Source organism: Pseudomonas sp. 3-2 (assembly GCF_019710535.1).
Lineage (GTDB): Bacteria > Pseudomonadota > Gammaproteobacteria > Pseudomonadales > Pseudomonadaceae > Aquipseudomonas > Aquipseudomonas pharyngis.
On record NZ_CP081200.1, the window covers coordinates 2,139,779 to 2,161,476 of the forward strand.

6 protein-coding genes are annotated in these 21,698 nt (G+C 61.9%); 2 read left to right on the forward strand and 4 right to left on the reverse strand.

Annotation, left to right across the window (positions count from 1 at the left end):
* The first annotated feature begins 18 nt into the window (after window positions 1-18).
* Together K3819_RS09770 and K3819_RS09775 are read left to right on the forward strand one after the other, a co-directional pair.
* On the forward strand, window positions 19-13,632 hold the full coding sequence (locus K3819_RS09770) for a non-ribosomal peptide synthase/polyketide synthase (RefSeq protein ID WP_409348349.1): 13,614 nt from the start codon (window positions 19-21) through the stop codon (window positions 13,630-13,632).
* A 63-nt stretch (window positions 13,633-13,695) separates the two neighbouring features.
* Window positions 13,696-14,643 carry an alpha/beta hydrolase gene (locus K3819_RS09775; protein ID WP_221399126.1) on the forward strand — a complete coding sequence of 316 codons (948 nt, stop codon included), beginning with the start codon at window positions 13,696-13,698 and terminating at the stop codon, window positions 14,641-14,643.
* A 99-nt stretch (window positions 14,644-14,742) separates the two neighbouring features.
* Here the strand turns inward: K3819_RS09775 and K3819_RS09780 are convergent, their stop codons facing one another.
* The 4 genes from K3819_RS09780 to K3819_RS09795 form a co-directional block, all read right to left on the reverse strand.
* Window positions 14,743-15,003, reverse strand: coding sequence for a bacteriocin immunity protein (locus tag K3819_RS09780; protein ID WP_085612870.1), 261 nt, complete (start codon window positions 15,001-15,003; stop codon window positions 14,743-14,745).
* Complete coding sequence (locus K3819_RS09785; RefSeq protein ID WP_260329047.1) at window positions 15,000-17,102, reverse strand: S-type pyocin domain-containing protein; 2,103 nt, start codon at window positions 17,100-17,102, stop codon at window positions 15,000-15,002. The genes K3819_RS09780 and K3819_RS09785 overlap by 4 nt, the downstream gene beginning before the upstream one ends.
* Before the next feature lie 290 nt (window positions 17,103-17,392).
* Entirely contained in the window at window positions 17,393-19,819 is a 2,427-nt protein-coding gene (locus K3819_RS09790) for a TonB-dependent receptor (protein WP_221399127.1), read from the reverse strand.
* 153 nt (window positions 19,820-19,972) lie between these two features.
* Window positions 19,973-21,622, reverse strand: coding sequence for a cyclic peptide export ABC transporter (locus tag K3819_RS09795; RefSeq protein WP_085612866.1), 1,650 nt, complete (start codon window positions 21,620-21,622; stop codon window positions 19,973-19,975).
* Window positions 21,623-21,698 lie beyond the last annotated feature (76 nt).

The window sequence follows — 21,698 nt, forward strand, 5'->3', positions numbered from 1 at the left end:
GACCACGGCATGCAGCAGTTGATTGAATCGGTAGGCGCGCTTTCTCCCGAGAAACGCAAGGCGCTGGCGATTCTACTGGGCAAACAGGGCATTAACCTTTATGGCATCGCGCCGATTTTTCGGCGTACCGAAGGTGAACCGCTGCTTTTGTCTTATGCCCAGGAGCGGCAGTGGTTTCTCTGGCAGATGGAGCCGGACAGCGCGGCGTACCACATTCCTACGGCGTTGCGCTTGCGCGGTGCCCTGGACATGGCGGTACTGCAGCGCAGTTTCGATACGCTGATCGAGCGTCACGAGAGTCTGCGCACCGGGTTTGCCCGAGGTGATCAGGACAAGGCCATTCAGCTGATCAAGGCGCCGTTTGCCTTGCAGATCGAGGTTCGCGAGCTGGAGGGCGAAGTCGATGAGCCGCGTTTGCGCGCGGCCATCGAAGCCGAAATTGCCCGCCCGTTCGATCTCGAACAGGACACCTTGCTGCGCGTCTGCCTGCTGCGGCTGGCACCGGACGATCACGTTCTGGTGATGGTGCAACATCACATCATTTCCGATGGCTGGTCGATGCAAGTGATGGTCGGCGAACTGATCGAGCTCTATGCCGGGTTCAGTCAGGGCGCACCGGCCACGCTGGCACCGTTGCCGATCCAGTACGCCGATTTCGCCCAGTGGCAACGCAGCTGGATGGACGCCGGTGAGCGCGAACGGCAATTGAGCTATTGGGTCGAGCATCTGGGTTCGGATCCGGGCGTGCTGGAACTGCCGGCCGATCACCCGCGCCCGCTGGTGCAAAGCTATCGCGGTGCACGTCTGGATATGCAGCTGGACGCCGCGTTGAGCAAAGGCCTGCAAGATCTTGCGCGTCGTGAAGGCGTGACGATGTTCATGCTGTTGCTGGCAGCGTTCCAGACCTTGCTGCATCGCTACAGCGGTCAGGACGACATTCGCATCGGCGTGCCGATTGCCAACCGCAACCGTGCGGAAACCGAAGGGCTGATCGGCTTTTTCGTCAACACCCAGGTCTTGCGTACCACCCTCGACAGCAGCATGACGTTCAGCGCCTTGCTGGCCCAGGCCAGGCAATCGGCGCTGGGCGCGCAGGCGCATCAGGATCTGCCGTTCGAGCAATTGGTCGAAGCCTTGGCGCCAGAACGCAGCCTGAGCCGCAGCCCGTTGTTCCAGGTGATGTTCAATCACCAGAGTGGCGCGCGGCAGGCCGGACAGGCCATGCAATTGCCGGGGCTTGCCGTTGAAAGTGTGAACTGGGACAGCCTCACGGCGCAGTTCGACCTGACCCTGGAAACCCATGAATCGCCGGAAGGCGTGTGGGCCTCGCTGATCTATGCCACGGACCTGTTTGAAGCGGCGTCCATCGAGCGTATGGGCAGGCATTTGCAGACGTTGCTCAAGGCTGTCGTCAGCGATGTGCAACAACGTGTCGGCGAGTTGCCATTGCTCGATGCCCGTGAGCGGCAGGTATTGCTGCACGACTGGAACCCCGTGGACGCACCGTTTGCCGGCGATCTGTGCATTCATCAGTTGATCGCTCGTCAGGCGATTCGGACCCCGGATGCGCGGGCGGTGACCTTTGCCGAGCGGCATCTGACCTATGCCCAGCTTGAAGCACGGGCCAACCCATTGGCGCATGCCTTGATCGAGCGAGGCGTCGGCCCGGAGGTGCGCGTCGGCGTGGCGATGCAGCGCTCGGAGCATCTGCTGGTCGCGTTGCTGGCCGTGCTCAAGGCCGGGGGCGTGTACGTGCCGCTCGACCCGGATTACCCGGCCGATCGCGTCGCCTACATGCTCGAAGACAGCCGCGCGCTGTGCCTGCTGACCGAACGGGACGTCGCCGCCAATCTGGCGATTGCGGCGGACATTGACGTGCTGCTGATGGACAACGCCGCCGATGATTTCGCCGCGTACCCGGCGCATGCACCGCAAACGCGGGTGTCGGCCGATAACCTTGCGTATGTGATTTACACCTCCGGTTCGACCGGCAAACCGAAAGGCGTGGCGATTGCCCACCGCAACGTGCTGGCGCTGATCGACTGGTCGCAATCGGTGTACAGCCGCGACGATATCCAGGGCGTGCTGGCCTCGACGTCGGTGTGTTTCGACCTGTCGGTGTGGGAGCTGTTTGTCACCCTGGCCAACGGTGGTTCGTTGATCATCGCCCGTAATGCCCTGGAATTGCCGCAGTTGCCGGCCCGCGATCAGGTGCGCCTGATCAACACCGTACCGTCGGCGATTGCCGCCCTGCAACGCAGCGGCGAGATCCCGCCGAGCGTGCGCATCATCAATCTGGCCGGCGAGCCGCTCAAGCAGTCGCTGGTCGACACCTTGTATGCGCAACCGACGGTCGAACACGTTTTCGACCTGTACGGCCCGTCGGAAGACACCACCTATTCGACCTGGACACGGCGCACGGCCGGTGGCCAGCCAAGCATCGGCCGGCCGCTGAAACACACCGCCAGCTATGTCCTTGATGGCGAGCTGCAACCGGTGCCGCAAGGCGTCGCCGCCGAACTGTATCTGGCCGGTGCCGGCATCACCCGCGGTTATCTGGCACGGCCGGCGTTGACCGCGGAAAAGTATCTGCCGAACCCGTTCGGCGCTCCGGGCGAGCGTTTCTACCGCACCGGTGACCTGACGCGTTATCAGGCTGACGGCAACCTGCAATACGTCGGGCGTATCGACCATCAGGTCAAGGTGCGTGGTTTTCGCATCGAGCTGGGCGAGATCGAAGCGCGTCTGCTGCAACAAGACACGGTGCGCGAACTGGCGGTGCTGGCGCAGGAAGGCGCGAGCGGTCAGCAATTGGTCGCCTACATCGTGCCGAGCGCTGCGCTGGGTAACGCCGAAGAACGAGCGCGGCTGCGTGAAGTGCTCAAGGCCGGCCTGCGCGAGCACCTGCCGGAATACATGGTGCCGGCGCACTTGCTGTTCCTCGAACAGCTGCCGCTGACGCCCAACGGCAAGCTCGATCGCAAGGCTTTGCCCAAACCTGACGCAGCGCTCGAGCAGCACACCTATCTGGCGCCGGGCAACGACAACGAACGGCAGTTGTGCGAGATCTGGCAAGCCGTGCTCGGGCTGGAGCAGGTAGGCGTCACGGATAACTTCTTTACCCTTGGCGGCGACTCGATCATCTCCATCCAGGTGGTCAGCCGTGCACGTCAGGCCGGCCTGCGCATCACCCCCAAGGATCTGTTCCAGTACCAGACTGTGCAAGGTCTGGCCCGGGTCGCCCAGCGGGGTGAAGCGGCGTTCAGCATCGAGCAGGGCGCTGTCACCGGCAGCACGCCGTTGCTGCCGTTCCAGCAACGATTCTTCGAACTGGCGATTCCCGAGCGGCAGCGCTGGAACCAGTCGTTGCTGCTGAAACCTTCGCAGGCCATTGACGCCAGTGTCCTCGAACAGGCCTTGCAGGCGCTGGTTGCGCATCACGATGCCTTGCGCCTGAGCTTCAGCGAAGGCGCTGAAGGCTGGACGGCCATGCACCGCGCGCCGGAAAACCGGCCGTTGCTGCAACAGGCGAGCGTGCAGCACACCGACGAAATCGAAGCGGTGTGCGACGCCGCGCAAGGCAGCCTCGATCTGCAAGACGGCCCGTTGTTGCGCGCCGTGCTGTTGAATGTGGCTGACGGCAGCCAGCGCTTGTTGCTGGCGATCCACCACCTGGTGGTCGACGGTGTGTCCTGGCGCGTGTTGCTGGAAGATTTGCAGAATGCCTGCGAGCAGTTGCAAAGCGGCCAGGGGATCAAGCTCGCGGCCAAGACCAGCCCGTTCAAGGACTGGGCGCAACGCCTGCAAACGTTCGCCGCCGGCGAGCTGCACAACGAACTGACGTGGTGGGCCGGACAGTTGGGCGAGGCGCCCGCCGATCTGCCCTGCGACAACCCCGCGGCGACCTTGCAAAACCGTCACGTGGTGAGCGTGGAAACCCGCCTGAATGCGGATCAGACCCGCCAACTGTTGCAGCAGGCGCCCGCCGCCTATCGCACGCAGATCAACGATGTGCTGCTGACAGCACTGGCGCGGGTGATCTGCCGCTGGACCGGTCAGGCCTCGACCCTGATCCAACTCGAAGGTCATGGCCGTGAAGAACTGTTCGACGACATCGACCTGAGCCGCACCGTTGGCTGGTTCACCAGCCTGTTCCCGGTGCGTCTGACCCCGGCCGTGGGCCTGGCCGACTCGCTCAAGTCAGTCAAGGAACAGCTGCGTGGCGTACCGAACAAGGGCCTGGGTTTTGGTGCCCTGCGTTACCTGGGCGATGAACACGCGCGACAGACGCTCGCCGCGCAGCCGGTCCCGCGCATTACCTTCAACTACCTGGGCCAGTTCGACAGCCAGTTCGACGAGGCCGCGCTGTTTGTGCCCGCCAGTGAAAGCACCGGCCGCGAACAGAGTTCGCTGGCACCGCTGGCGAACTGGCTGGACATCAACGGCAAGGTCTATGGTGGTGAGCTCAACCTCAGCTGGTCGTTCAGCCACGAAATGTTCAATCAGGCGACGATCCAGCGTCTGGCTGACGACTATGCGCAAGAACTCAATGCGCTGATCGCCCATTGCTGTGAAGCGCACAACCGCGGTGTGACGCCGTCGGACTTCCCGCTGGCTGAGCTGACTCAGGCGCAGCTCGATACGCTGATCACGGATCCGCAAGCGGTGGACAACGTTTATCCGCTGTCGCCGATGCAGCAGGGCATGCTCTTCCACACCCTGTACGAACAAGGTTCGGGGGATTACATCAACCAGATGCGGGTGTCGGTGGAAGGGCTTGATGTCGAGCGTTTCCGTCAGGCCTGGCAAGCGGCGCTGGAGTCCCATGACATTCTGCGCACGCGGTTTGTCTGGGGAGGGGAGCAGGCCCAGCCGCTTCAGATCGTCGAACGCTCGGCGACGCTGCCGTTTACCGTTCACGACTGGCGCGGCCAGCCGGGCGAAGCGCTGGATGCGCTGGCCGAGGCCGAGCGCTGCCGTCCGTTCGATCTGAGCGAGGTGCCGCTGTTGCGCCTGGTGGTGGTGCGCACCGCGCAGGACCGTCACGAACTGCTCTACACCAGCCACCACATTTTGCTGGACGGCTGGAGCAACTCGCAGTTGCTCGGTGAAGTGTTGCAACGCTATGCCGGGCAAGTCCCTGCAACGCCCATTGGCCGCTACAGCGATTACATCGCCTGGCTGCAGCGTCAGGACAGTCGCCTCAGCGAGCAATTCTGGCTTGAGCGTCTGGCCCGGTTCGATGAGCCAACCCGCCTGGCCCAGGGGCTGGCGGACCGTTCGGCGAACGCCGATGGCGGTACCGGACAATATCAGCAGTGGATCGACGCCACTGGCACGTTGCGCTTGAGTGAGTTTGCCCGTCAGCAAAAAGTCACCCTTAACACCCTGGTGCAGGCGGCGTGGCTGTTGCTGTTGCAACGTTACACCGGGCAACCGACCGTGGCCTTCGGCGCCACTGTGTCGGGACGTCCGGCCAACCTGCCGGGGGTCGAGCAGCAGGTCGGCCTGTTCATCAACACCTTGCCGGTGATTGCCCGTCCGGAACCGCAACTGACGGTCAGCCAGTGGCTGCAAACCGTGCAGGAACTCAACATCGCCCTGCGTGATTTCGAACACACGCCACTGGCCGATATCCAGCGCTGGTCGGGGCAGGGCAGCGACGGCCTGTTCGACAACCTGTTGGTGTTCGAGAACTACCCGATCTCCGAAGCGCTGGAGCAAGGCTCGTCGCTGGGCCTGAAGTTCGGCGCGGTCGACACCCGTGAACAAACCAATTTCCCGCTGACGGTCGGGGTCAACCTCGGCGAAACCCTCTCGGTGCATTACAGCTTTGCCGCCGCCCGTTTCAGCCCGGACTCCATTGTGCGTTTGCACGCGCAACTGGCCTCGCTGCTGGAGCAGTTCGTACAGTCGGCGAATGCGCGTCTCGGCGCGTTGACCCTGCTCAGCGGTGAAGAGCAGCGTCGATTGCAGGAAAACAATCGTGCGCAACCGTGCACGGATCCGTTGCTGGTGCATCAGCGCATCGCGGTGATTGCGGCGCAGCAGGCGCAACAGCAAGCCGTGCGTTGTGGCGATCAGGCGTTGACCTTCGCCGAGCTTGAAAGCCACGCCAATCGCCTCGCGCATGTGCTGATCAATGAAGGCGTCGGGCCGGAAGTGCGCGTCGGCGTAGCCCTGCCGCGCAGCCCATCGATGCTGGTGGCCTTGCTCGCGGTGCTCAAGGCCGGCGGCGCCTATGTGCCGCTGGATGCCAGTTATCCGCGCGAGCGCCTGGCCTATCTGATCGAAGACTCGGGCATCGCGCTGTTGCTCAGCGATTCGCAACTGCGTCCTCGGTTGCCACTGAGCGCCGGAGTGCGTGCCCTGGATCTGGACACGTTGTCGACTGCCGAATGGCCAGACGTTGCGCCGCAGGTCGAGGTACACGCGCAAAACCTGGCTTACGTGATTTACACCTCGGGTTCCACCGGCCAGCCCAAGGGTGTGTGCGTGGAGCACGGACCGCTGGCGATGCATTGCCAGGCCATCGGCCAGCGCTATGAAATGACCCCGGACGATTGCGAGCTGCACTTCATGTCGTTCGCGTTCGACGGCGCTCATGAACGCTGGTTGACCCCGCTGACCCATGGCTCGCGGCTGTTACTGCGCGATGACAGTCTGTGGAGCCCGGAGCAGACCTACACCGCCATGCAACAACACGGCGTGACGGTGGCGGCGTTCCCGCCGGTGTACTTGCAGCAATTGGCCGGGCACGCCGAACAGGTCGGCCAGCCGCCCGCTGTGCGGATCTACTGTTTCGGCGGCGATGCCGTGCCCAACGACAGTTTCGAGCGGGCGCGTGCGGCGCTGGCGCCGCAGTACATCATCAACGGTTACGGGCCGACCGAAACCGTGGTCACCCCATTGATCTGGAAGGCCGGGCGGCATGACGCATGCGGCGCAGCCTATGCACCGATCGGCACGCGGATCGGCGACCGCAGCACCTGTGTGCTCAGCGCTGACCTCAATGCGTTGCCCCAGGGCGTGATGGGCGAGCTGTATCTGGGCGGCACCGGGCTGGCCCGGGGTTATCTGGATCGTCCGGCGCTGACCGCTGAGCGCTTTGTACCCGATCCGTTCGGGGCGCCGGGCAGTCGTCTGTACCGCAGCGGTGACCTGGTGCGTGAGCGCGCCGATGGCGTGTTCGACTATCAGGGCCGCGTCGATAACCAGGTGAAAATCCGTGGTTTCCGCATCGAACTGGGCGAAATCGAAGCGCGTCTGCTGGAACTGAGCAGCGTGCGCGAAGCCGTGGTGCTGGCGCATGCCGGGCCAAGCGGCAAGCAACTGGTGGCCTATCTGGTCCCGACACAACCGGTGGCAGACGCACATCTGGCTGAATGGCGCGACAGCGTGCGCAACGCTCTCAAGGAGAGTCTGCCAACGCACATGGTGCCGGCGCACTTGATGGTGCTGGCGCACCTGCCGCTGACCCCGAACGGCAAACTGGACCGCAAGGCGCTGCCTGCACCGGACGCCAGTCTGCTGCAGAACAGCTACGTGGCGCCGCGCAATGAAATGGAGCAACGTATCGCCACGATCTGGGCCGATGCGCTGCGCCTTGAGCAGGTCAGCGCCACGGACAATTTCTTCGAGCTGGGCGGCGATTCGATCATCTCGATTCAAGTAGTCGGCCGTGCGCGGCAGGCCGGTATCCAGTTCACGCCCAAGGATCTGTTCCAGCACCAGACCGTGCAGGCACTGGCGGCGGTAGCACAATCGGGGGGCACGGTGCTGAGCATCGACCAGGGGCCGGTCAGCGGTGCGACGCCGTTGTTGCCGTCCCAGCAATGGTTCTTCGCCAGCGAGATCCCCGAGCGGCATCACTGGAACCAGTCGTTGCTGCTCAAACCGGCGATGACGCTGCACGCCGAGACCGTTGCGCAGGTGCTCCAGGCACTGGTTGCGCATCACGATGCCTTGCGCCTGTCATTCATTGAAACGACTGACGGCTGGACAGCCACTCACCGCCCGATCGAGCCTGTGCAAGCACTGCTCTGGCAGCGCACGCTGACGGATTCGGCTGCAATCGAAGTGCTCTGTCAGCAGGCCCAGGGCAGTCTCGATCTGCACGACGGTCCGCTGCTGCGCGGCGTGCTGTTCGATCTGCCGGATCAGACTCGGCGCTTGTTGCTGGTGGTGCATCACCTGGTGGTCGACGGTGTCTCCTGGCGGATCCTGCTGGAAGATCTGCAAACCGCATTCAGCCAGATCCAGGCCGGACGCGAGGTCGCGTTGCCGGCCAAGACCAGCGCCTTCAAAGCCTGGGCCGAGCGCCTGCAGGCGCACACCGTCAGCCTCGATGACCAACAGGCCTTCTGGCGTGGGCATTTGCAGGGGGCGACCGCCACGTTGCCGTGCGAGCGCCCGGACGGCAGCCTGGAAAACCGCTACGCGCAAAGTGTGCAGACGCGCCTTGCCCCTGAACTGACCAGACAACTGTTGCAACAGGCCCCGGCGGCTTATCGCACGCAGGTCAACGACTTGCTGCTGACCGCACTGGCCCGGGTCATCAGTCGCTGGAACGGACAGGCCTCAGCCCTTATTCAACTGGAAGGACATGGTCGTGAAGACCTGTTCGACGACATCGATCTGAGCCGTACCCTTGGCTGGTTCACCAGCGTGTTCCCGGTGCACCTGACCCCGGCCAGCGGTTTCGCTGATTCGATCAAGCAGATCAAGGAGCAGCTGCGTGCGATTCCCGACAAGGGCATCGGTTTTGGCGCCTTGCGTTATCTGGGCGATGCCTCGGCGCGTGAGGCTCTGGCAGAACTGCCCACGCCGAAAATCACCTTCAATTACCTCGGCCAGTTCGATAGCCAGTTCGACGAAGCCGCACTGTTCCTGCCGGCCGGCGAAAATGCCGGCAGTGACCTCAGCGATCGCGCCCCACTGGGTAACTGGCTGTCGGTCAATGGTCAGGTGTATGGCGGTGAACTGAGCCTGTCGTGGAGCTTCAGCGAGCAGATGTTCGACACTGCGACCGTGCAGGCAGTGGCCGATGAATACGGGCGTGAACTGACCGCTCTGATCGAACACTGCGTGACCCCGGGCAACCACGGCCTGACGCCGTCGGACTTCCCGCTGGCAGCGCTGGACCAGACGCGTCTGGACGGTTTGCCGGTGCCGGTCGCGGACATCGAAGACATCTATCCGTTGTCGCCGATGCAGCAGGGCATGTTGTTCCATACCTTGTCCGATGACGGCGACGATCTCTACGTCAACCAGCTCAACCTGACGGTGGAAGGCCTCGATATCGAGCGCTTCCGTGCCGCGTGGGAATGCGTGGTGGAGCGCCACGAAATTCTGCGCACGTCGTTCCATTGGCAAGACAGCCAGGCGTCACCGGTGCAGGTCGTCCACCGTCAGGGCATTGTTGACCTGCAAGCACTGGACACGCCGATGGATGAGGCGCAACTCGCCGAGTTTGCCCGTCAGCAGCGGGTTCAGGGCTTTGCGCTGGACCGCATGCCGTTGCAACGCACGCGCCTGATTCGGCTGGATGCCGACAAGTACCAGTTGATCTGGACCAGCCATCACATCCTGATGGACGGCTGGAGCAGTTCGCAGTTGTTCGGCGAGGTACTGCAGCACTACGCCACCGGCCAGGTCGAAGGCGAAAGCGGTCGGTATCGCGACTTTATCGCGTGGTTGCAGCAACAGGATTCGGCGCAGCTCGAGCAATTCTGGCGCGGCCACTTGCAGACGCTGGTCGAACCGACCGCGCTGAGCCAGGCGATGCACCCGCGTCACGAATCCGCCGAGCACGGCCACCAGGCGTTGTACACCCGTTGGGATGCGCAGCAGACCGCCTTGTTGCAGCAGCATTGCCGGGCTCAGGGCATCACCGCCAACACGTTGATTCAAGGCGCATGGTTGCTGCTGTTGCAGCGTTACACCGGTCAGCACAGCGTGGCGTTTGGTGCCACCGTGGCCGGGCGCCCGGAGGGATTGCCGAATGCCGGCAGCATGCTGGGGCTGTTCATCAACACCTTGCCGGTGATCCAGACCCTCGATCCGGCGCAGCCGCTGAATGCCTGGCTGAGCAATCTGCAGGCCTATAACCTCGATCTGCGTGAACATGCTCACGCACCACTGGCGGACATTCAGCGCTGGTCGGGGCAGGGCGGGCAAGCCTTGTTCGACAGCATCATCGTGTTCGAGAACTACCCGATCGACCAGCGTCTGGAACAGGCACCGGGCGGCCTGCGTTTCGGCACCTCGGCCAGCCATGACGTGACCAACTTCCCGATGGACCTGGCCGTGCATCTTGGCGAAGAGTTCTCCATCGAGTATCTGTTCCTGCGTGATCGGTTCAGTGTCGAAGCGGTCGAGCGGATCCGCCAGACCATGGAAGTGCTGCTGCACAGCATGATGCAGCAGCCGACGGAGCGACTGGGCAACCTGCAGCGTCTGGCCGCGCCACAATGGCAGGCCTTGCAGCAGTGGGGCGCAGAACCGGCGGCGGTGCACAACCGTGAGCTGTTGCCGGCGATGATTGCTGCGCAACGGCCTGAGGCCATTGCCGCCGAATGTGGTGACGAGCAGTTGAGCTATGCGCAACTCGAGCACCGGTCCAACCAGCTGGCGCATCATTTGATCGCGGCGGGTGCCGGTCCGGAAGTCCTGATCGGTGTCGCTCTGGAACGTTCGCTCGACATGCTGGTGGCCTTGCTCGCCGTGTTCAAAAGCGGCGCTGCCTACGTGCCGCTGGACATCGACTATCCAGCCGATCGCCTGGCCTTCATGATTGAAGACTCCGGCATGCGTCAGATGATCAGCCGTGGCGCCGCCAGCCAGCGTTTGCCGCTGCCGGCGAATTTGCCATTGCTTGATCTGGATCTTTTCGATGGCAGTCAGTACCCGAACACGGCGCCGCGGGTGCAGACCTGTGATGACGGCCTCGCCTATCTGATCTACACCTCGGGTTCCACCGGTTTGCCCAAAGGTGTGGCGGTAACCCACGGACCGCTGAGCATGCATTGCCAGGCAATCCGCGAGTTGTACGAAATGGACGCCAGCACGCGCGAATTGCACTTCATGTCGTTCGCTTTCGACGGCGCCCATGAACGCTGGCTGACCACCCTGGCCTTTGGCGGCACGCTGGTGCTGCGCGATCATGAACTGTGGACACCGGAGCAGACCAGCCACGCCTTGCTCAACCGTTCGATCGATATCGCCTGCTTCCCGCCGGCCTACCTCAAACAGGTGGCCGAGTACGTCGAGGCCAGCGGCATGGCCGTGCCGAAGGTGCGCATTTATTGCCTGGGGGGGGACGCGGTGCCGGAGCAGACCCTGGCGCAGGTGCGCCGCGTGTTGCAGCCGCAGTTCATCACCAACGGTTACGGCCCGACCGAAACCGTGGTCACGCCGATGCTCTGGAAAGCGCCGAATGATGAGGCCTGTGCGGCTGCCTATGCGCCGATCGGGCGAGTGGTCGGTCAACGCTCGCTGTGGGTTCTGGACGACGATCTCAATCCGCTGCCACAAGACTTGTCCGGCCAGTTGTATATCGGAGGCTACGGGGTTGCCCGTGGTTACCATGGCCGTGCGGCGATCACCGCCGAGCGCTTCGTGCCGGATCCATTCGGCGCGCCGGGCAGTCGTCTGTACCGCAGCGGTGACCTGGTGCGCCTGCGCCATGACGGCATCCTCGATTACGTCGGCCGCGCCGACCATCAAGTGAAGATTCGCGGTTTCCGCATCGAGCTGGGTGAAATCGAAGCCTGCCTGCGCGCTCAGGAAGGTGTCACCGACGCTGTGGTCATCGCCCGTGACGGCGTCTCCGGCAAGCAGTTGATCGGCTATGTGGTCAGCAGCGACGACAACGTCGGGGATCGTCTGAAGACCCTGTTGCGCGCACAGTTGCCCGAATACATGGTGCCGCTGCAGATCATGGCTCTGGCGCGCCTGCCGATTTCGCCGAACGGCAAACTGGATCGCAAGGCGCTGCCACAGCCCGAGTTTTGCGCCGATCAATATCAGGCGCCGCGCAACGCGCAGGAAACCTGGCTGGCCGATATCTGGGCCGACGTGCTGCAAGTGGAGCAGGTTGGCATCAGCGACAACTTCTTCGAGTTGGGCGGTGATTCGATTCTCAGCCTGCAGGTGATTTCCCGGGCACGGAACCATCCGCAACTGAAACTGGACATCAAGCTGCGTGACCTCATGCGCTTCCAGACCATTGGCAACCTGTTCGACCAGCAAGCAGTCACCCGCTCGAGCCAGGCTGGCGACAGCAGCCACGTAGCACAGGCGGGTGCGTTTGGATTGTTGCCGATCCAGGAGTGGTTCTTCGCCGAGGACATGAGCGAACCGCATCATTTCAACCAGGCAATGATGCTGCGTTCGCGCCAGACGCTGGATGCCCTGGCGCTGGAGCAGACGCTGCGGTTGATGCTGGCCCAGCATGATTCGTTGCGGCTGCGCTTCTATCAGGATCAGGGCCGCTGGTTGCAGCACTATCAAACGTTGCAGGACAGCCTGCGCAGCGCCGAGCACAAGCCGTTGCTGTGGCAGCGTGAGATCAGCGACATCGAGCAACTCGACGCACTGGTCAACGAAGCCCAGCGCAGCCTCAACCTGCTCGACGGGCCACTGATGCGCGGCCTGCTGGTGAATCTGCCGGACGGCGAGGTGCGCCTGCTGCTGGTGGTGCATCACCTGGTGATCGATGCGGTGTCGTGGCGGGTGTTCCTGCAAGACTTGCAACTGGCCTACGAGGCGTTCAGTCAGGGGCGCGAGCCGCAACTGGCGCAGCGCACCAGCAGCTATCGCGCCTGGGCCGATGGCCTGGCGGCGCAGGTGCCGGCACTGGTCGAGCAAGAGCTGGATTATTGGCTCGGACAGCTGGATCAGCCGGGCAGGGATCTGCCGTGTGACAACCCGCGCGGCAAGAACCTGGTGCGTTTTCGCGAAGAAACGTTCATGGGCCTCGACGCCACCCGCACCGGGCAACTGCTCAAACAGGCGCCAGCGGTATACGGCACGCAGATCAACGACCTGCTGCTGACCGCGCTCGGTCGGGTGCTGTGTCGCTGGAGCGAGGCCGAGTCGGTGCTGGTGCAACTGGAAGGGCACGGTCGTGAGGACCTGGTCGAAGGGCTGGACCTGAGCCGCACCCTCGGCTGGTTCACCACCATGTTCCCGGTGCGGCTGGCGCCGTTGGCGGAGCAGGATTTCGGCGCATCGATCCTGGCGGTACGCGAGCAGTTGGCGGCGGTGCCGCAGAAAGGCGTCGGCTACGGCGCGCTGCGCTACATGGCCGATGCGTCGGTGCAACAGCGTCTGGCGGCGTTGCCACAGGCGCGGCTGACCTTCAACTACCTGGGGCAGTTCGACCAGACCTTTGACGAGCAGGCGATGCTGATGCCGGCGGACGAGCACATCGGCGACGTCTATAGCCTGGATGCCAACCTCGGCAACTGGCTGGAAATCGTCGGTCAGGTGTTCGACGGCAAACTGTCGATGCGTTGCATGTACAGTACCCGTCGCTTCCGCCCTGGCACCATCGAGACCTTGATGCAGCAGTATCAGGCCGAGCTGGAAGCGTTGGTCGACCATTGCCTGCAACAGTCGGCGCGTTGAGCCGGTCTTTAACTTTTTGAGAGGGCCGGTGCGCATTGTGTGCATCGGCCCGGGATGTGGTGCATGTCATTGAATTCGGAAGTAGCGGCGTTTCTTGATCTGGTCGAAGACAGTCAGAACGGCGCGTTTCACCAAGGGACACCTGAGCAGGCCCGTGAGGCGTTCGAGCGGTCCTCGCAACAGATGCGCTGGGATGTGCCGGATGTCGAAGTGAGTGAGGTGCGACATCTTGCCCGCGACGGCGCTGAGCTGACCCTGCGGCTGTACCGTCCGTTGCACAGGGGGGGTGTCCTGCCGGTGCTGCTGTTTTTGCACGGCGGTGGTTTTGTGGTCGGCAGCCTCGATTCCCACGACGGTATTTGCCGTGAATTCTGCGCGCGCACGCCGTGTGCAGTGCTGTCGGTCGGCTACCGCCGCGCGCCGGAACACAAATTCCCGGTGGCGTTGCACGATTGTGCCGATGCACTGGATTGGCTGCGCGAACAGGCCGGCGAATTCGATCTCGACCTGTCGCGCCTGGTGTTTGGCGGCGACAGCGTCGGCGCCACGCTGGCGACCGTGCTGGCGCTTGAGGCGCGCGCGCCCGGCGCGCTGAAACCGTGCCTGCAATTGCTGTGCTACCCGGTAACCGACGCCTCGCAGCGCCGTGAATCGATGGACCTGCTCGGCGAAGGTTATCTGCTGGAAAGCGATACCCTGGAATGGTTCTACCAACACTACGCCCGCCGCCTCGAGGATCGCCGCGACTGGCGTTTCTCGCCACTGCTGAGCACCGACCTTGCCGGCGCCGCACCGGCCTACGTCGCCCTGGCAGGCTTCGACCCGCTGGTGGACGAAGGCCGCGCCTACGCCGAACGTCTGGCCAGCGCCGGAGGATTGCTTGAATGCCGCGAATTCAGTGGCCACGTGCATGACTTCCTGCGCATGCGCATGGTCACGCAAGAGGTGGAGGCGATCTATCAGGAACTGGTGAGCGTGCTGCGCACCGTGATGTATCCGGAAACGGTCTGATCCGACTTGGCCTGATGTGCGCGTCCACACACCAGGCCATCAACACTCGACTCTGTGGGAACGAGCTTGCTCGCGAAGAGGGCGCGTTTCAGGAACTGACTATTCCGGTTTGAAACCTGGTTTTCCGTTGGCGGCCCGCCATTCCTTGATGGCTTTTAATGCACCAGCGGGGCTGTCTTCGACCCCCTCGGCAGGGTAGTACAAAATATCCGAGCCGCTCGGGTGTTCCGAAATTTTCACTATGTTGTCCACTATCGCGTCGTGCTCTCTCTCGGATGAGTAGTCTCCTTCAACCAAGCGGTTTATGAGGGCGATAAACTCTGACTCTGTATATTCTTCAAACCTGGATTTAAATTTCATTGTTTGGTCCTCCTCTGCTTGGCGTGGATTTTTATGTGTTGGCGCGGTGTCAACAGTCGGAGATTGTCTGCATCGTAAACCATGCCACCTTCACCGATAGGCACAACATGATGTATCTCTATTTTTACCCTTCTCCCTACATGTTCTGCTTGGGGGGCACGTGGTGAAAGCCCCTTTTTGATATCGAGTTGATTAAAGTATGGAAACTGATGCATTAATTGCTCATTACTTTCCACTGCCTTCCAAAACGCCCGCCTAAACGCTTTAAAACTGGAAAATTCCTGTCCCCTCAGCGTATCCGCAATCTGCGCGGGTATCGGCGCACCTTCCGGGGTTGACGCGGCCCCCAGCCAATTCCCCGATATCACTTGCCCATTCCCCGAAGCGACTCCCGGATCCTGACGACGATCCCTGAACATCGTGAAGGTCGGCGGGATGCCGGACTCGATCGGGAATACGGTGATGAAGCCACCGAAGTCGTACTGGTCCAGTTCGGGAAAGGGGTCGATTCGCCCGCCTTGCGGGGTGACCGTTACACCTTCGTAGATCGGCAGATCGGTGTCGGCGAACGGCAAATCCGTCGAAGGATTCAGCGGTTGTACCAAAGGTGTCCAGGTCAGGGTGGGACCCTTGGCCTCGGCGTCGCCGGAGATGTACGCATTTTTTCCTGCATCAAAACGGGCCAGTCTTACCGGCACGTTGGCCGGTACTGTGACGCCGTCCGTACCGACGACAACAATCTCCGCGCGGTTGCCGATCGTCCTGGAACCGAGCCTCACCGGCAGGTCGACATCTTTGCCGCTGGCCGCCCGTTCGTACAGGTCGACAGCGTTCAGATCGGGAGCGAGTTCCGAGAGCGGAACACTGGCCGAATAAAGATCGCCATTGCCCAGCCTGGATGGCATCAGCAGTGCTGCGAAACCGACCAGAACGGGCGCCGCTGCGGCGCTCACGACAGAAACGGCGGTGCGCAAAGCAGTTCTGAGCGCCAGTGAGGTGGCCTGGCTGGTGGCGATGTGGCCGAGCGTGGCGCTAAACGTTGAGTCAAACGCAGCCAGTGAACCAACGTTGGCAAATGTCGGGTTTTGCCAGCGGGCGTCGCTCTCGGCTTGCCATTGTTCATGCAGGCGTTTTTGTTGCGCGGCCAATCTGGCCCTGGCCCGGCGCGCTTGCTGCTGCTTTTTCCTTTTGGCCTTCCTCTGCGCCTGACGCTGCTCCTTCAAGCGCTGTGCTTCCTGTTCTCTTTGAACCCGCGCCTGTTCAGTCTCTGCCAGTTCACGTTGGCGACGAGCCTCTTCGGCCAATGCATGTTGACGCTGCTGCTCGGCGGCGATAAGGGCCCGTTCGGCAGCCACGCGCTGAGCCTCTGCCTGTTCACGCTGGCGACGTGCTGCATCTGCCAACGCCTGCTGACGCTGCTGTTCAGCGGCGATTCTGGCGCGCTCGGCGGCCTGACGCGCCGCTTCGGCGGCAGCGGCTTGTGCCTGTTCGTTGGCCTGCACGGTGGCCAGCCAGTTGTGCACATTGGCTTGTTGTTGATGAAGAACGTTGAGGGTCTGAGCCAGCAATCTGGCTTCGAGCGCTGCTCGATAGGACAGTTTCCACAGGTTCATTCCCGGGCCGTTGGGGCTGAGAATCGGGTCGATGATCTGTGCGCGGGAGAGGAACTGGGAAACCGTTTTGTCGGTAGGATCGCTGCCGTAGAAACCGTGGGACAAATGGGTCTGGTGTTGCAGTTGTTGGTTTTTTCGCTGAATCACGGTGTTGCGTACACCCAGCTCGCGGACCAACGATGCAGCCGGTGGTAGCGGGTGGGTCGAGATTTCCTGTCGTGCGGCTGCCAGATCCGTTTCGATGGTCTGCGGAATCTGTGCTGTCTTGCCTTGATATTCCGCCTCCAGCGGGCCGGTAAAGTTTTGCAGTACTTGCTGATATTGGCCGGTGCTTCGCGGAGGGCCGAATCGGCCGCTGTTGGGAATCGTGGTGCCGGTCGAGGGGTTTATTCGCATGCCTGGAGGTGCTTTCCCGATTGTGTGGACGGCCTCGGTCAATTCGAACGACGATGGTTTTTGCATATTCATATCCTTTTGAATGTGCATTGTTTTTCGATAAGTAACGGGTGAGCAGTCAATTGCTTCCTGCCAATCAACGTTACAACGAAGTGCTCAGGGAAATATCCGAGTCTTCTGTAGGCGCTGACAGGAGATAAGGCGGAAGTTTTCGCCGAAAAGAGGGTTTTGGTGGATGCTTCTTTTATGTAATCGGACGTTTCCTATGCAACGAAAGGAAATACCTTTCAAGCCGCATGTTTTGTAGTGCCGTTAAACCTTCATCCATAAAAAAAGCGCCCCGGTTTGGCCGGGGCGCTTTTTGTGTTGCAGCGGTTAAATCAGAACGTGTACTTGAAGCCGGTCATGATGTTGCGCGGTGCGCCGTACATGCCGTGGTCGCCGGCGTAGCTGAGGTATTCGCGGTCGAATACGTTGTTCAGGTTGACCGAGGCGCTGAGGTTTTTGCTGATGTCGTAACGCGCCAGCAGGTTGGTGACGGCGTAGCTGCCTTGCTGGAAGGTATGCAGGTCGGCACCGGTCTTGCTCTGCCAGTTCACACCGCCGCCAACGGTGACTTTGTCCAGGATGCCCGGCAGGCGATAGCTGGTGAAGGTCTTGAGGCTGTGACGGGGCAGGGTGGTGACGATGCGCTGGTCATCGGCATCGGTGCTGACGGCATAGGCGTACCCGGCAGACGCTTGCCAGCCTTCGGCCAATTCGCCATCGAGGGTGAATTCGGCACCCTTGGTGGTGGTGCCCTGTTCGGATTTGTAGGTGTTGCCGCCTGGGGTGTCGATCCAGATTGCCAGGTTGTCCTGCTCGATCTTGAACAGCGCGAAGCTGGAGTTCAACTTGCCATCGAAGTGGCTGCCCTTGACGCCGACTTCGTAGCCGGTGCCTTCCATCGGGTCCAGAGGCTTGTTGTTGACGTCGCGAACCCACGACGATTGCGGGTTGAAGATCTTGGTGTAGCTGGCGTACAGCGACCAGTTGTCGTTGACGTCATAGACCACACCCGCGTACGGAATGTAGACACCGGTTTCCGATTCCTTGGTCTTGGTTTCTGCACCGCCGTACGGCTTGTCTTCGATGTCGCGATGCCAGTCGACCACGCGGCTGCCGAGCAGGATGCTCAGGTCATCGGTGGCACGCAGGCGGGTGGCCAGGTACGCGGCGTATTGCGTTTCATCGACGGTGGATTTGCCGGTGACGTTGAATTCGGGTTTGACCGAATCGCCGTTCCAGTTCAGCAGGTTGTCGATGGCGCCGGCAGGGGAGCCGGAGTAGTCGTATTTCCAGCTGCCGTAGTTCGGCACGTTTTCGTTGTATTGCGACAGGGTCACACCGGCGATCAACTCATGCTCGCGACCCAGCAGGCCGAACGGGCCGGTCAGGTAGGCGTCGATGTTGTTCTGGCGCGGGGTACCGGAGAAGCGCACCGGCAGTTGGGTCGTGCCGCTGCCGTCCGGGTTCAGGCCACCGTTGACGTAGTTGAAGACCTCGTCGAATTTGTTCTCGGAGTGAGTGAATTCAACCTTGCCGCTCCAGCCATTGCCGAACTGCTGTTCGATCGAGGTGAAGAAGCTGGTTTGTTCGTGATCGTTATACGACCAGGTCTGCGCCGAGTTCAGCGAACGGCTGAGGTTGGTGCGCGAGCCATCGGTGAAGCGGGTTGGCAGGCCCGAACGCATTGGCGAATCGACGTCGGTGCGCTGGTAGCTGAAACCCATGGTCAGCAGCGTGTCTTCGCTCAGGTCGAATTCAGTGATGCCGTACATCAGCTGCGAATCTTGCTTGTAGCGGTCGATCCAGGACTGTTCGGTCTTGAAGTCGCCGACCAGTCGGCCACGGATGTTGCCGGTTTCGGTCAGCGGCCCGGAGACATCGAAACCGGTGCCGTAGCGATCCCAGTTGCCGGCTTCAGCGGTGACGCTGGCCTGAGCTTCGGCAGTCGGACGCTTGCGGATCAGGTTGATGGTCGCCGACGGGCTGCCCAGGCCGCTGATCAAACCGGTGGCGCCACGCACCACTTCCACACGGTCATACATCGCCATGCTCTGGGTGTAGTTGTCCATGCGCTTGACGGTCGGCACGCCGTCGATTTCGAAGTTCTGGATCTCGAAACCACGGGAGAAGTAACCGTCGGACTCTGCGCCCTGGCCGTCACGCAGCACAATGATGCCCGGTGTGGCGTCGAGGGTGTCGCTGAGGTTGGTCAGACGCTGGTCGTCGAGGCGCTGACGGGTCATGACGGTCAGTGACTGCGGGGTTTCCTTGGGTGTCAGGTTCAGGCGCGTCGAGCTGCTGGACGAGTACGTGGTGTACAGCCCGGAGCCTTCAGTGGTCGACCCCGGCGCCTTGCCGGAAATCGATACCGCGCCCAGCTCCAGTGCGTTTCCCGCGCCTGCACCGGTGGCCGGCACCAGCGAAACGGAGTTGCCGGTCAGTTGGTAGGTCATGCCGCTCCCCAGCAGCAAGTTGTCCAGTGCCTGTTTCGGCTCCAGGTGCCCGGATACCGCGTTCGAGTTCAGGCCAGCCAGGGATTCCGGGCTGTAGAGAATCTGCAGATTGGCTTGTTGCCCCAGCTGTTGCAGTGCTCGGGACAGCGGTTGCGCAGGGATGTTGACGTCGACCGGCGTCGCTTGAACCTGGGTGCTGCCCAACAGCATCAGCGTCAGCAGAGCACCTGACAGCATTGCGCCACGCGGATTGCGGCGGGAGATGGCCTCGGCCAGAGGGGTGCGGGACAACTTTAAGGCTTGCATTTGCTCGGGATGCTCCTGAAGTGCGAGTGCAGTTTTATTAGTTAATGATAATTAGACGCAACACTGCGTAAAAACCGGAAAAATCCCGCGAACCGCGAAAGTCTCTGCTATCGCGCGAAGGCGGGATCAGCTCATCCCTGAGCGGTTGGCGTATCAGGCCGGGTTGAGCGCGGTTTTGACTTTGCCGGCATCCATGCGCACCAACTGGTCGGCGACATCGAAATAACGGTCATCGTGGGATATCACGATGATGGTCTTGCCCAGGCGTTTGAGATCGGGCAGCAGCTCGGTGTAGAAGATCCGGCGGAAGGTCGGGTCCTGATCCGCGGCCCATTCGTCGAACACCAGCACCGGGCGCTCCTCCAGCCACGCATTGACCAGCGCCAGACGCTTGCGCTGGCCGGTGGACAGGTCGGTGGTGGTGAAGCTGCCGTCCTGCACGCTGACCTTGTGGGCGATTTCCAGGCGTTGCAGGTATTTGTTGGCATCGTCGGGAATGTGCGTATCGCCTTGCACCACGTCATCGAACAGGTAGTAGTCGGCAAACACCGTGGTGAACAACTGGCGGTAATCGTCGCGGGTGAGGGCAGTCACGCATTCGCCGTTGAGACGGATTTCTCCTTGTTGTGGCGGATACAGGCCCAGCAGCAGTTTGATCAGGGTGGTCTTGCCGCAGCCGTTTTCGCCGACGATGAATACGATGTCGCCTTGTTCGATCTTCAGGTTCACCGGCCCCAGCGTGAACGGCTTGGCCTCGCCCACGGCCGGGAAGGCGTAGCTCACGTCCTTGAGTTCCAGGCTCTGCACCGGCTCGGCTTTCTTGCCCTGATCGCTGAGCAACAGATGCGGCTCGGGCGAGGAGAACTGCGCCGACAGTTCAGCGATGCGGCGGAAGGCAATCTGCGCGCGGCTGACCACCGGCAACGTGCCGACCAGGTGTTCCAGCGGACCTTTCATGTACAGCAGCACCAGGACGAAACCGCTCATCACGGTTTTGTCAGCGCTGGGCCAGAACGATTGCAGGGCCAGCGCCAGACCGATGACCACAAAGAACAGCATCGAGCCGAAACTCTTGGCAATCACGAACGTGTTGATCGATTTGATCTGGGTCTTGCAGATGAAATCGGCCGTGCCCTTGATGCCACTATTGAACATACGCTGGCGGCGCGGGCGGTGTATGCGCAGTTCCTTGGCGCCTTCGGCAATCGCGTTGTAGTGCTTTTGCAGTTCGTCTTCAGCGTCACGGGCGGCGAAGAAACCTTTGATCCCGCGACCTTGGGCGAAGTACTGGATGCCAGTGCCGATCAGGATCGCCACGACCATGATCAGGAACATTGGCCACGACAGCATCGCCAGGTACCCCATGCAACCGAGGGTCACGGTCAGCGAGATGGCCAGTGGCGCGAAGGCGAAGGCGAAGTCACTGATGGTGTCGACGTCGTGGGTCAGCACCGGAATCAGGCGATGGCTGCGATAGCGTTCAATCTGTTCGATCGGTGCCGACAGCACTTTCTCGCCCAGCTGTTTGCGCAGGGTGGCGATGATGTGCTGGCCGACATAGTTGGTGCCGATGTCCGAGCAGATCGAGCTGAGCAGCGCCAGCACGCACAGGCCACCGAACAGCGCGACCACGCCTTGGGTCAGGCCGGATTCGGAGTGCAGCGCGTTATTGATGGTGGCCAGCAGGACCGTAACACTCAGGCCACCGACCATACCCAGAATGACCGACAGTGCGACGACGAGCCGAAAAGGTTTGAGTAGGGTGAACAATTCATGAATTGCACCGCGCGTAGGCTGGGTCATGACAGGACAGTTCCTTGGGTCGTAAGGCAGATACCCTGTAGAACGTCTGATCCGGAGCTTAATTTAGACGGTCGCC